Source organism: Streptomyces sp. NPDC048584, from assembly GCF_043199595.1.
GTDB lineage: Bacteria > Actinomycetota > Actinomycetes > Streptomycetales > Streptomycetaceae > Streptomyces > Streptomyces edwardsiae.
The window spans coordinates 660,557-673,141 of sequence record NZ_JBICWF010000001.1 but is presented as its reverse complement, the minus strand read 5'-3'; the positions used below and the strand labels follow the sequence as shown (position 1 = coordinate 673,141).

The 12,585-nt window shown below is 71.8% G+C and carries 9 protein-coding genes; 6 read left to right on the top strand and 3 right to left on the bottom strand.

Features of this window, described 5'->3' with window-relative positions; genetic code table 11:
• Positions 1 to 130: 130 nt before the first annotated feature.
• Together treY and glgX are read right to left on the bottom strand one after the other, a co-directional pair.
• Entirely contained in the window at positions 131 to 2,470 is a 2,340-nt protein-coding gene (treY, locus tag ACGFR9_RS02865) for a malto-oligosyltrehalose synthase (RefSeq protein WP_393202274.1), read from the bottom strand.
• Between the two features lie 73 nt (positions 2,471 to 2,543).
• Positions 2,544 to 4,673: a glycogen debranching protein GlgX gene (gene glgX / locus ACGFR9_RS02860; RefSeq protein ID WP_393202272.1), complete on the bottom strand. Its 2,130-nt coding sequence runs from the start codon at positions 4,671 to 4,673 to the stop codon at positions 2,544 to 2,546.
• A gap of 268 nt (positions 4,674 to 4,941) precedes the next feature.
• Here glgX and ACGFR9_RS02855 point away from each other — a divergent pair, with 268 nt between their 5' ends.
• Positions 4,942 to 6,216 carry an SAV2148 family HEPN domain-containing protein gene (locus tag ACGFR9_RS02855; RefSeq protein ID WP_393202766.1) on the top strand — a complete coding sequence of 425 codons (1,275 nt, stop codon included), beginning with the start codon at positions 4,942 to 4,944 and terminating at the stop codon, positions 6,214 to 6,216.
• Positions 6,217 to 6,332: 116 nt separating this feature from the next.
• Positions 6,333 to 7,055 carry a 3'-5' exonuclease gene (locus ACGFR9_RS02850; protein WP_393202270.1) on the top strand — a complete coding sequence of 241 codons (723 nt, stop codon included), beginning with the start codon at positions 6,333 to 6,335 and terminating at the stop codon, positions 7,053 to 7,055.
• A 37-nt stretch (positions 7,056 to 7,092) separates the two neighbouring features.
• Here ACGFR9_RS02850 and ACGFR9_RS02845 read toward each other — a convergent pair whose 3' ends face one another.
• The gene (locus tag ACGFR9_RS02845; RefSeq protein WP_393202268.1) at positions 7,093 to 7,956 is read right to left on the bottom strand and encodes a phosphotransferase; all 864 of its coding nucleotides are present in this window, start codon (positions 7,954 to 7,956) and stop codon (positions 7,093 to 7,095) included.
• Between the two features lie 165 nt (positions 7,957 to 8,121).
• On the opposite strand from ACGFR9_RS02845, the gene ACGFR9_RS02840 reads away from it, so the two are divergent.
• From ACGFR9_RS02840 to mgt, 4 genes are read left to right on the top strand one after another with little or no spacing between them, the layout of a single operon-like run.
• Positions 8,122 to 9,060, top strand: coding sequence for a carbohydrate ABC transporter permease (locus ACGFR9_RS02840; protein ID WP_393202266.1), 939 nt, complete (start codon positions 8,122 to 8,124; stop codon positions 9,058 to 9,060).
• Positions 9,057 to 9,890: a carbohydrate ABC transporter permease gene (locus ACGFR9_RS02835; RefSeq protein WP_393202264.1), complete on the top strand. Its 834-nt coding sequence runs from the start codon at positions 9,057 to 9,059 to the stop codon at positions 9,888 to 9,890. The genes ACGFR9_RS02840 and ACGFR9_RS02835 overlap by 4 nt, the downstream gene beginning before the upstream one ends.
• Positions 9,890 to 11,170, top strand: coding sequence for an ABC transporter substrate-binding protein (locus ACGFR9_RS02830; RefSeq protein ID WP_393202262.1), 1,281 nt, complete (start codon positions 9,890 to 9,892; stop codon positions 11,168 to 11,170). Before ACGFR9_RS02835 ends, ACGFR9_RS02830 begins: the two co-directional genes overlap by 1 nt.
• 56 nt (positions 11,171 to 11,226) lie before the next feature.
• Positions 11,227 to 12,420 (top strand): macrolide-inactivating glycosyltransferase, encoded by a 1,194-nt coding sequence (mgt, locus tag ACGFR9_RS02825; RefSeq protein ID WP_393202260.1) that lies wholly within the window; start codon positions 11,227 to 11,229, stop codon positions 12,418 to 12,420.
• Positions 12,421 to 12,585: the final 165 nt, after the last annotated feature.

Below are 12,585 nucleotides of genomic sequence, written 5' to 3'. Positions count from 1 at the left end.
GGCGCACGCGCCGCGTCACTGCGGGCAATCGTGCCGCTATGGCGGCACGGGTGGGCGCAGCGGCACCCCGTGAACGCCGGGCCGCGCGACACCCCCCCGCCCAGCCTCGACGCCGGGCAGGGGGCGTGCGTCAGTCCCCGACCCGCTCCAGCAACGCCACCGGCAAGCCCTCGAACAACGACGCCACAGGCGTATCCCCACCGAACACCCGCCCCCCCTCCAGCACATCCACCCACCGCCCCGCCGGCAACACCAGCCGAGTCCCCCGCCAACCCCCCGCCTCAGCCAACCGCAACGACAGCCGAGTCACCGCGACAACCACCTCACCCGACCGCGCGAAGGCCAGACAATGCGCCGCACCGGGCCCGTCGGCGGCGAGCGGCTCGTACGACCCCGCCGCCCCGAACACATCCGCCCGCCGAGCCCGCAACCGCAACGCCCCCCGAGTCACCCCCTCCTTCACACCCCCGCCCTCCCCGAACCGCACCCCTCGCCGATTGTCCGGATCGACCAGCGCCCGGAACTCACGCTCCGCCCCCTGATAGACATCCGGCACCCCCGGCATCATCAGCTGCACCAGCGCCATCCCCAGCACATTGGCGGAGACATGCGCCTCCACCGAGCCCCGGAACTCCGCCGCCACCCCTTCCCCCGGCACCCCACACGGCCCCGCCGCCACGAACCGCGCCACCGCCTCCTCGTACGGCGCCTCCTGCTCCGTCCAGCTCGTGTACAGCCCCGCCTCACGAACATGCTTCAGCAGCGCGCCCCGCACCCTCTCCTCCGCGTCCTCCACCGCCCCGAGCCCGAACACCGTCTGCCAGGCCGCCCACGCCAGCTGCGCGTCCGGCACGCCCTCGCCGCTGTGCGTCACCTCGGCCAGGACATCCGCCCATCGCTCCGGGCACTCGGTGAGCACATGCAGCGCCGCCCGCACGTCCGCACTGCGCTTGGTGTCGTGCGTCGAGACGACGGTCCCCGTCGACGGCCAGTCGCGCTGCACGCGCGCGCAGTACGCGTGGAACCGCTCCGGGGACACCGCCGGATCACCGGGGTTCCCGCCCACCTCCGTCGCCGACAGCAGCGGCACATAGCGGTAGAAGGCCGTGTCCTCCACGGACTTGGCGCGCAGCGCCGACGCGGTCTGCGCGAACCGCGTACGGAACTCCACATGTGCCGGCCCGTCCCCGTACCGTCCCAGCACCAGATCCCGTACGACGTCCACCGCGCCGGCCTCCTCCGGGACGGCGAACGCGCACCGGGCCTCGGCGGCGGCCTCCTCGGTGACGACAGCGGCCGCGTCGGCGGTGCCGTAGGGGCGGTACACGCGCAGCCGGACCAGCAGTTCCTGGAGGGCGGTGCGCAGCGCCCAGGGCGCGCGGTCGCGCAGGGCGGGCTCCGGCGAGGTCGCGCACAGCCGGTCCGCCACGCGGGTCAGCCGGTCCACCTCGGCGGCCAGTTCGTGCGTCAGCACCTTGTACGCGGCCCGCCGCACCGTCGCGTCCCAGTCGCCGCCCCGGTCCGTCTGCGGGGCCGCGAACCGGCGGTACCGGGCCAGCAGTCGACCGAACCCCACCGGATCCGTGAACACGCCGTCCACGTGCCGCAGGGCGTCGTAGCCGGTGGTGCCGGCCACCGGCCAGGAGGCGGGCAGCGGTTCCCCGTCGGAGAGGATCTTCTCCACCACCGTCCACCGGCCGCCCGTGGCGTCGTGCAGCCGCCGCAGATAGCCCTCGGGGTCGGCGAGCCCGTCGGGGTGGTCGACACGCAGCCCGTCGATCACGCCCTCCCTCAACAGCTCGAGGATCTTGGCGTGCGTGGCCTCGAACACCTCGGGGTCCTCGACACGTACGCCGATCAGCTCGGAGATGCTGAAGAAGCGGCGGTAGTTCAGCTCGGTGCGGGCCAGACGCCACCACACGGGGCGGTACCACTGGGCGTCGAGGAGCTGGGGGAGCGGCAGGGCGGCCGTGCCCTCGCGCAGGGGGAAGGTGTGATCGTAGTAGCGGAGTACGTCGCCGTCGGGTTCGAGGTGTTCGGCCTCCTGGCCCAGCGGCCCGCCGAGGACCGGGAGGAGGACCTGGCCGCGCTGGGCCTCCCAGTCGATGTCGAACCAGCGTGCGTGGGGGGAGGCGGGGCCGTCGCGGAGCACCTCCCACAGGGCGGGGTTGTGGCGGGGGGACATCGCCATGTGGTTGGGGACGATGTCCACGACGAGTTCGAGGCCGTGTCGCCCCGCGGTGCGGGCGAGGGCGCGTAGCCCCTGTTCGCCGCCGAGTTCTTCGCGTACGCGTGTGGGGTCGGTGACGTCGTAGCCGTGCTGTGAGCCGGGGACGGCTTCGAGGACGGGGGAGAGGTGGAGGTGGGACACGCCGAGGCCGGCGAGGTGGGGGACGGCGTCGGCGGCGGCGCGGAACGGGAAGCCGGGGTGCAGCTGCAGGCGGTAGGTGGCGGTGGGCGGGCTGGTCATGGGGGTTCCTCCGTCGGGGGGCAGCGCCCCGGGTTGGGAAGGGAAAGGGCGGCGGGGGCGAAGAGGCCCGGGACTACACCGGCCGCTGCAACACCGTCATGCTGCGATCCGTCAGACTCAGCCGCGTCCCCGCCCCCACCTTCCGCCCGCTCCCCGGCGGCACGCCATCCTCCCGTGCGGTGTCGACCACCACCTCCCACTCCCGCCCGTGATCCACCGGCACCACGAAGTCCAACGTCTTCGGCGACGCGTTGAACATCAGCAGAAACGAGTCGTCCGTGATCCGCTCCCCCCGCTGCCCCGGTTCGGAGATCGCGTTCCCGTTCAGAAACACCGTCAGCGCCGACGCCCGCGCGGAATCCCAGTCCCGCTGCGTCATCTCCGCCCCCTCCGGCGTGAACCACGCGATGTCGGACAGATCGTCATGCGTGCCCTCCACCGGCCGGCCATGGAAGAACCGCCGCCGCCGGAAGACCGGATGGTCCTTGCGCAGCCACACCATCGCGCGGGTGAACTCCAGCAACCGCCGCCGCGGCTCCTCCCCTTCACCGGACTCGGCGGGCCACTCCAGCCAGGACACCTCGTTGTCCTGGCAGTACGCGTTGTTGTTGCCCCGCTGGGTACGGGCCACCTCGTCCCCGTGACTGATCATCGGCACACCCTGCGACAGCATCAGGGTGGCGATGAAGTTCCGCATCTGCCGCGCCCGCAGCCGCAGCACCTCCGGGTCGGAGGTCTCGCCCTCGGCCCCGCAGTTCCAGGACCGGTTGTGGCTCTCGCCGTCCCGGTTGTCCTCGCCGTTCGCCGCGTTGTGCTTGTCGTTGTACGAGACGAGGTCGTGCAGGGTGAAACCGTCGTGACAGGTCACGAAGTTGATGGAGGCCAGCGGGCGGCGGCCGTCGTCCTGGTACAGGTCGGAGGAGCCGGTCAGCCGGGAGGCGAACTCCGCGAGCGTGCGCGGCTCGCCCCGCCACAGGTCCCGTACGGTGTCCCGGTACTTGCCGTTCCACTCGGTCCACAGCGGCGGGAAGTTGCCCACCTGATAGCCGCCCTCGCCCACGTCCCACGGCTCGGCGATCAGCTTCACCTGCGAGACCACCGGGTCCTGCTGCACCAGGTCGAAGAACGACGACAGCCGGTCCACCTCGTGGAACTGGCGTGCGAGAGTCGCCGCGAGGTCGAAGCGGAACCCGTCGACATGCATCTCCAGAACCCAGTACCGCAGCGAGTCCATGATCATCTGCAGTACGTGCGGGGACCGCATGAGCAGGGAGTTCCCCGTGCCCGTCGTGTCCATGTAGTACCGGGGGTCCTCGGTCAGCCGGTAGTACGACGGATTGTCGAGTCCCTTGAGGGACAGGGTCGGGCCCAGATGGTTGCCCTCGGCGGTGTGGTTGTAGACCACGTCGAGGATCACCTCGATCCCGGCCTCGTGCAGCGCCTTCACCGCCGACTTGAACTCGAGCACCTGCTGGCCCCGGTCGCCCCAGGAGGCGTACGCGTTGTGCGGGGCGAAGAAGCCGATCGTGTTGTAACCCCAGTAGTTGTTGAGGCCCATGTCCACCAGACGGTGGTCGTTCACGAACTGGTGAACGGGCATCAGCTCCAGTGTCGTCACCCCCAGTTCGGTCAGGTGATCGATCACCGCGGGGTGTGCGAGTCCCGCGTACGTGCCGCGCAGCTCCTCCGGCAGCCCCGGGTGACGCATGGTCAGGCCCTTGACATGGGCCTCGTAGATCACCGTGTGGTGGTACTCCGTCCGGGGGCGCCGGTCGTCGCCCCAGTCGAAGTACGGATTGACCACGACCGATGTCATCGTGTGCGGCGCCGAGTCGAGGTCGTTGCGCTTCTCGGGCCGGCCGAAGTGATAGCCGTAGACCTCCTCGCCCCAGCCGACCGCCCCGCTGATCGCACGCGCGTACGGGTCGAGCAGCAGCTTCGACGAATTGCAGCGCAGCCCCCGCTCGGGGGCGTACGGCCCGTGCGCCCGGAAGCCGTACCGCTGCCCGGGCATCACACCGGGCAGATACGCGTGCCGCACGAACGCGTCGCTCTCCCGCAGTTCGATCGCCGTCTCCGAGCCGTCGTCGTGCAGCAGACACAGCTCTACTCGGTCCGCGGCTTCCGTGAAGACCGCGAAATTCGTTCCGGCGCCGTCGTACGTGGCACCGAGCGGATACGCCTCGCCAGGCCAGACCTGCATGGATACGACTCTTCCAGGTGTACGGCGCCGGGGGGCGCCTTGGCTCCGAGTGTCCCCGAGTCTCCCCGAAAGGGAGTGCCGGTCTCGTACCCCCGCCGCGGCCCTCCACGACCCCCGCGACCACCCGGTCCCGCTATGAATCAGCTCACTCCCGCCGGCCCGCCCGACGGAACGGTCCCGTGGATACGGGAAGTTGGGAAACGACCCTGTCCATCGGGCTGCACCGCGCACCGCTGGCGGAGTACTCTCCTTGATCGTTGGGACGGGAGTGTCCGGGGGAGTGGAAGGCGGTACGCGGGTGGGCGCGGGAGGGCTGGAACTGCCCCCTGGTGACGGCGGTCACGAGGGGAGCAGTTCCACGGACGCCCCGCCCGGCGCGGTGTCCCTGGCACGGCCGATGGACGCGGCGGGTTCGATCGGGCCGGAGCTGGACTGGGGCGCCGACGCCTGGCGCGAGGTGCGCACCCGCGCCCAGCGGGCCGGCCGTGCCTACATCTGGCTCAACCTCGTCGAGCAGCGGCTGCGCGCGGTCGTGGCCGCCGTCCTGCGGCCCGTCTACGAGCCCGTGCACGGCGACGACTGGGTGGTCGCCGCCGCAGGGCCCGCCGGACAGGAGTGGGTGCAGCGCGCGGTCGCCGTCCGCGAGGTCAGCCGCCGCAAGGGCTATCTGCTCGACCCGGCCGACGACAACGTGCTGTCCTTCCTCACCCTGCCGCAGCTGCGCGAGCTGATGGTGGCGCACTGGCCCTGTTTCGAGCCGTACTTCGACGACCGCCGGGACGTCGAACTCGCCCTGGACGAGCTGGAGGTCACCCGCAACGTCGTCTCCCGCAACCGCGCGCTGTCCGAGGCGGTCCTCAGCCAGGCCGAACGGGCCTCCGCGCGGCTCCTCGAGATGCTCGGCGCCGGCGGAGACGTGCCGTCCGCGCGCCGGCTGCCCGTCGACGCGGTCGAGGACCTGGTCGGCGACCGGTACGCCGACGTCGTCGCCGTCCACCCCGACCGGGTGCGGCTGCTGCGCCAGTTCCCGGCCGAGGACATCTTCGGCGGCGCACGCCGGCTGGACGCCCTCGGCATCGGCCTCAACCTGCTGGTGCAGAACTTCTCCGGGCGCCGGCTGGTGCGCCTCGCGGAGGCCGGCTGCCGGGTGCGGCTGCTGTTCCTCAACCCGGCCTCCAGCGCGGTCAAGCGCCGCGAGCGGGAACTCGGGCTCAAACGCGGCGAACTCGGCCGCAGCGTCGAGATGAACATCCTGCACATGCGCCGCGTCCGCTCCCGGCTGCGCGACCCCGCGGCCTTCGGGATCCAGGTCTACGACGAGACGCCCCGCTGCACCGCCTACCTCGTGGACGGCGACGGCACGGACGGTGTCGCCGTCGTGCAGAACCATCTGCGCCGGTCCCGCGGCATGGAGGCGCCGGTGCTGGTCCTGCGCAACGGGACCAAAGTGGTCAAGCCGGGCGAAGTCGAGGAAGGTGGGCTGTTCCCCACCTATCGCGAGGAGTTCGAGCAGATGTGGGCGGATTCCCGGCCGGTGTCGTGAACGGGCCGCGGGGAACCCTCCGGGCGGTCAAGCGGAACGCGATCCTCTGATTGTCAGTGGTGCGTGCGAAGGTGGGAACCACTGGGGGAACGCACCACACAGAAGGGGGGCAGCCCATGGGCTGGCACCGGGAGCCGCTGATCGGCTTCGACCTGGAGACGACGGGTACCGATCCGCGCGAGGCACGGATCGTCACGGGGGCCGTGATCGAGGTCAGGGCGGGCGAGCCGCTGGGCCGCAGGGAGTGGCTGGCCGACCCGGGCGTACCGATCCCGGAGGACGCGGTCGCGGTCCACGGCATCAGCAACGAACGGGCGGCCGCGGAGGGCCGCCCCGCCGACCAGGTCGCCGACGCCATCGCCGGCGTCCTCACCGACCACTGGAAGGCGGGCGTCCCGGTCGTCGCCTACAACGCGGCCTTCGACCTGACCCTGCTCTCCGCCGAACTGCGGCGGTACGGACTGCCGTCCCTGCGCGACCGCCTGGGCGGCATCGACCCCGCCCCGGTCATCGACCCGTACACGATCGACCGCGCCGTCGACCGCTACCGCCGGGGCAAGCGCAATCTCGAAGCCGTCTGCGCGGAGTACGGCGTGGTCCTCGGCACCGCGCACGACGCGACCGCCGACGCCCTCGCGGCTGCCCGGCTGGCCTGTGCGATAGCCGGCCGCCACCCCAAGGTCGCGGCCCTCACCCCGGCGGAACTGCACCTCCGCCAGATCGAGTGGTACGCGGCCTGGGCGGCGGACTTCCAGAGCTTCCTGCGCCGCAAGGGCGACGCCACCGCGCTGGTCGACGGCGCCTGGCCGCTGCGGGAACTGGCGGGGGAGCGGGTCTGACCGGCGGACGCCGCTCCGGTCCCGGTCCCGGTCCCGGTCAGAAGGGATACCAGCGCACCGACTCGTCCCCGTCCCGCAGGGACGCCACCCGCCGTTCGAACTCGGCCAGCGCCCTGGGATTGCCCGGCGCGTGCTGGGCGACCCAGGCACAGCTGGCGGTCTCCCGCGCGCCGCGCAGCACCGAGCAGCCCTCCCAGGTACGCACATCCCAGCCGTAGGTGTCGGTGAAGGACGTGTACGCCTCGTCCGGCAGCCCGTAGCGGTCGTGGGAGAGGGCCATGACCACCAGGTCGTGCTCGCGCAGATCGGACGAGAAGGTCTCCATGTCGACCAGGACCGGCCCGTCCGGTCCGATGTGCACATTGCGGGGCAGCGCGTCGCCGTGGATGGGCCCCGGAGCCAGCCGGGGCGTCAGCGCGGCCGCGGCCGCCGCGAATCCGTCCCGGCGCTCGCGCAGATAGGCGGCGTCCTCCGGGGCGACGGTGTCGCCCGCCAGCCGCAGCCAGCGCTCCACACCGCCCAGCAGTTCGCGGGGCGGCAGGACGAAGGGGGGAGCGGGCAGTGCGTGGACCAGCCGCAGCAGTCGGGCCAGATCCCGGGGTTCGGCGGGCCGTACGGCCTCGGGGAGCCGGTGCCACACCGTCACCGGGTGCCCGTCGACCAGCAGCGCCTCCGGCCTCGCCGCCCGTACCGCCGGCACGCCCTCAGCCGCCAGCCAGCCCGCGACGGCCAGCTCCCGGCGGGCCCGGTCCAGCAACTCGACGTCCCGGCCCACCTTGACGACCAGGTCACCGGCGGCGAACACCGCGTTCTCGCCGAGGGCGAGCAGCCGCGCGTCCACCGCCGCACCGGGCAGCACTCCCGCCGCCGCGAGTACGTCCCGTGCCCGTGCCTCGTCCATCCGTCCGCCTCCGTGTCCGACCCTCGTCCGACCGCCGTGATCCGGCCATCCGCCGGTCAGTGTCGCATTCGCACAGGTCGGCCGGTGTGCGCGGTCCCTTGACGAGGCAGACCCCCTTCACGAACATGATCTGGCCCACCCGCGCCGCGCAAAGGGGCTGATTCCGTGACATCGGTGACCGAGGCGAGGAGGCCGGCGCCCCACGCGCCCGGCCCGGGCCGCCCACCGGGACGCGCTCCCGACCACGGGCCGTGGTTCCTGGTGCTGCCCGCCCTGATCCCGATCCTGGTCCTCAGCGTCGGCCCGCTCCTCTACGGCGTCCTGCTGGCCTTCACCGACGCCCAGTCGGGCCGCACCGAACCCACCCGGTGGATCGGCACCCTCAACTTCCAGGACCTGCTGCACGACACGCTGTTCTGGGAGTCGTTCCGCATCGGCCTGGTGTGGGCCGTCGGGGTGACGGTGCCGCAGTTTCTGCTCGCCCTGGGCCTCGCCCTGCTGCTCCACCAGGACCTGAGGCTGCGCTGGGCGGCCCGCGCCCTCGCGATCGTCCCCTGGGCGATGCCCGAGGTGGTCGTCGGTGTGATGTGGCGCATCGTCTACAACCCGGACGCCGGCGTCCTCAACGAGACCTTGCGCGACCTCGGTCTCGGCGACGGCCGCGACTGGCTCAGCGGACTCGCCACCGCCCTGCCCGCCGTGATCGTCGTGGGCGTGTGGGCCGGCATGCCCCAGACCACGGTCGCCCTGCTCGCCGGGCTGCAGAACACCCCGCGCGAACTGCACGAGGCGGCGGCGGTGGACGGCGCCGGCCCCTGGCGCCGCTTCCGCACGGTCACCTGGCCCGCCATCCGCCCCATCGCCCTCGCCATCACCGCGCTCAACCTGATCTGGAACTTCAACTCCTTCGCCCTGGTCTACGTCCTCACCAACGGCGGCCCCGGCGGACGCACCCGGCTGCCCATGCTCTTCGCCTACGAAGAGGCCTTCCGCTACGGACAGTTCGGCTACGCGGCGGCGATGGGCTGCGTCATGGTCGCCGCCATCTCGGTCGCGCTGGCCGTCTTCCTCGCCGGACGGCTCCGGGGAGGTGACAAGGTATGAGGACCCGTCGACGCGCCCGCGCAGGACAGTACGCCGCACTGCTGGCGTATCTCGTCTTCCTGGCCTTCCCGTTCCTCTGGCTGGTCTCGACGGCGTTCAAACCGGCGACCGAACTGGGGAGTCTGCACCCGGCCTGGATCCCCCGCGACCCCACCCTCGCCAACTTCCGTCAGGCCTTCGACGAACAGCCGCTGCTGCGCGCCGCCCTCAACTCCCTGACCGCCGCGCTGTCGGCGGCCGTCGTCGCCGTCGTCATCGCCACCCCGATGGCGTACGTCATGGCCCGCCGGCGCGGCGCGCTCGCCCGGGCCGCGTCCGGCTGGGTGGTGGTCAGCCAGGCGTTCCCGTTCGTGCTGCTGATCATCCCGCTGTTCCTGGTGCTGAAGAACCTGCGGCTGATCGACTCCGTGTCCGGGCTGGTGATGGTCTACGTCGTCTGGGCGCTCCCCTTCGCCCTGTGGATGCTGACCGGATACGTCCGTGCCGTGCCGGCCGAGCTGGAGGAGGCGGCGGCGGTCGACGGGGCCGGGCGGCTGCGGACCCTGGTGTCGGTCACCGCCCCGCTGCTCGCTCCGGGGATCGTGGCGACGGCGCTGTTCGCGTTCATCACGGCGTGGAACGAGTTCTTCTTCGCCCTCGTCCTGCTCAAGACCCCCGAGAGACAGACCCTGCCGGTCGTCCTCACCCACTTCATCGGCGCCGAGGGAGTCGCCGACCTCGGCCCGCTGGCGGCCGCCGCGTTCCTCGCGACGCTGCCCTCCCTGGTCGTCTTCGCGATCATCCAGCGGCGGATCACGGGCGGCATGCTCGCCGGGGCGGTGAAGAGCTGATGCGGACCAGAATCCTCGGGGCGGCCCTCGCCGTCGCCCTGCTCCTGACGGGCTGCTCCGCCGGCGGCACCCGCGACGACAGCCGGATCACCCTGCGTTTCCTGTCCCTGGCCTGGCAGAAGGAGTCGGTCGACGCCAACAGGGAGCTGGTCGAGGAGTGGAACGCCGCGCACCCCGACATCCGGGTGGAGTACGTCCAGGGCAGCTGGGACAGCGTCCACGACCAGCTGCTCACCTCCTTCGAGGGCGGCGAGGCCCCCGACATCGTCCACGACGCCTCCGACGACCTCGCCGACTTCGCGTACGGCGGTTATCTGGCCGACCTGACCGGGCTGCTGCCGGAGCGGTTGAAGTCCGATATTCCCGCGCGCAGTTGGGAGACCGTCACCTTCGACGGGGGTGTGTACGGCGTGCCCTTCCTCCAGGAGCCGCGGGTGCTGATCGCCAACGCGGCACTCCTGAAGAAGTCCGGCGTCCGGATCCCGTCACCGGAACACCCCTGGAGCTGGGCGGAGTTCCGGCAGGTGACGGACGAACTGAGCGGCGACGGGACGTACGGTGTCGCCTGGCCGCTCAAGGAACCCGTCTCCGCCACCCTCAACCTCTCCCTCTCCGCCGGCGGACGGCTCTTCCACCGGGGCGACGACGGCAAGGTGACCGTGCGGTTCGAGGAGGGCGACGAGGTCGTCCCGCGCACCGTCCACGACCAGGTGAACACCGACGGCAGCGCCTCCTCCACCACGCTCGGCAGCGGCGGCTCCGACACCCTGCCCGGCTTCTTCGCCGGAAAGTACGCGATGGTGCCGCTCGGCTTCTCCTACCGGCAGCAGATCGTCCAGCAGGCACCCGAGGGCTTCGACTGGCAGGTGCTGCCCGCCCCGGCCGGCGCGGACGGACTCACCCAGGGCGTCAGCCCACAGACCCTCTCCATCGCCGAGGACTGCCCGCACAAGAAGGAGGCCGCCGCCTTCCTCGACTTCCTGCTCCGGCCGGAGAACATGGTCCGTCTCGCCCTCGGCGACTGGATGCTCCCCACCGGCGGCCGGGCCCTCGCCGACCCCGCCCTGCACACCGCCGAACACGGCTGGGCCACCGGCACGGCACTCGCCGCGCATCTGCGGCCCGCCCCCGCGCAGACCGTACGCGGCTATCCCGAATGGAAGGACAAGGTGGCGACCCCGGCGTTCCAGGAGTACTACAGCGGGGCGATCGGTCTCGAGGAGCTGCGCCGGCGGCTGGAGGAGGACGGGAATCTGGTGCTGGCCCGCTACCAGCGCTGAGCGATACACCGAAATGTCGATTGCACGATACGTATCGTCTCGCTTAAGGTCGGGGCATGACCAGTCCCGCTCACATCGCCATGTTCTCCATCGCCGCCCACGGGCACGTGAACCCGAGCCTCGAGGTGATCCGCGAGCTCGTGGCGCGCGGCCACCGGGTCACGTACGCGATTCCGCCGCTGTTCGCGGAGAAGGTCGCCGAGACCGGTGCCGAGCCCAAGCTGTGGAACAGCACGCTGCCGGGGCCCGACGACGATCCGGAGGCCTGGGGTTCCACGCTGCTGGACAACGTGGAGCCGTTCCTCGCGGACGCCGTCCAGGCGCTTCCGCAGCTCATCTCGGCGTACGAGGGGGACACGCCCGACCTCGTGCTGCACGACATCACCTCCTATCCGGCGCGGGTGCTCGCCCGTCGCTGGGGTGTGCCGGCGGTGTCCCTCTCGCCGAACCTCGTCGCCTGGGAGGGATACGAGCAGGAGGTGGCGGAGCCGATGTGGGAGGGGCCGCTGAAGACCGAGCGGGGGCAGGCGTACTACGCCCGCTTCCGGGCGTGGCTGGCGGAGAACGGGATCACCGAGCATCCCGATCCGTTCACCGGCCGGCCGGCCCGGTCGATCGTGCTGATCCCGAAGGCGCTTCAGCCCAACGCCGACCGGGTCGACGAGAGCGTGTACTCGTTCGTGGGGGCGTGCCAGGGGGACCGGGGCGCCGAGGGCATCTGGGAGCGGCCGGCCGGGGCCGAGAAGGTGGTCCTTGTGTCGCTGGGATCGTCCTTCACGAAGCAGCCGGCGTTCTACCGGGAGTGTGTGAAGGCGTTCGGTGAGCTGCCGGGGTGGTATGTGGTGCTTCAGGTCGGCAAGCACGTCGCTGTCGCCGAACTCGGGGACGTACCGGGGAACGTGGAGGTGCGGTCCTGGGTGCCGCAGCTCGCCATCCTGAAGCAGGCGGATCTGTTCGTCACGCACGCCGGGGCCGGCGGCAGCCAGGAGGGGCTGGCCACGGCCACTCCGATGATCGCCGTACCGCAGGCCGTGGACCAGTTCGGCAACGCGGAGATGCTGGAGGGGTTGGGGGTGGCGCGGCACGTTCCGTCGTCCGAGGCGAGCGCGGAGGCGCTGAGGGCCGCGGCCCTCACCCTGCTGAACTCCCCGGAGGTCGCCACCCGCCTGAAGTCCATCCGGACGGAGATGGCGGCGGAGGGCGGCACACACCGAGCGGCAGACCTGATCGAGGCGGAACTGCCGGCATAGCCGCACCCCCTGCGGGCAGCAGCCCCGCTCCCCCTGCGGGCAGCAGCCCCGCGCCCCCTGCGGGCAACGGCCCCACGCCCCCTGCGGGCAGCAGCCCCGCACCCCCTGCGGGCAACGGCCTCACGCCCCCTGCGGGCAGTCGCGCCGCGCCAACTGCGCCCACCC

Bases quoted from the DNA above. Each gene is read 5' to 3' on its own strand.
- mgt (WP_393202260.1), top strand. From the start codon at position 11,227: ATGACCAGTCCCGCTCACATCGCCATGTTCTCCATCGCCGCCCACGGG.
- ACGFR9_RS02830 (WP_393202262.1), top strand. From the start codon at position 9,890: ATGCGGACCAGAATCCTCGGGGCGGCCCTCGCCGTCGCCCTGCTCCTG.
- ACGFR9_RS02845 (WP_393202268.1), bottom strand. From the start codon at position 7,956: ATGGACGAGGCACGGGCACGGGACGTACTCGCGGCGGCGGGAGTGCTG.
- glgX (WP_393202272.1), bottom strand. From the start codon at position 4,673: ATGCAGGTCTGGCCTGGCGAGGCGTATCCGCTCGGTGCCACGTACGAC.
- ACGFR9_RS02850 (WP_393202270.1), top strand. From the start codon at position 6,333: ATGGGCTGGCACCGGGAGCCGCTGATCGGCTTCGACCTGGAGACGACG.
- ACGFR9_RS02835 (WP_393202264.1), top strand. From the start codon at position 9,057: ATGAGGACCCGTCGACGCGCCCGCGCAGGACAGTACGCCGCACTGCTG.
- treY (WP_393202274.1), bottom strand. From the start codon at position 2,470: ATGACCAGCCCGCCCACCGCCACCTACCGCCTGCAGCTGCACCCCGGC.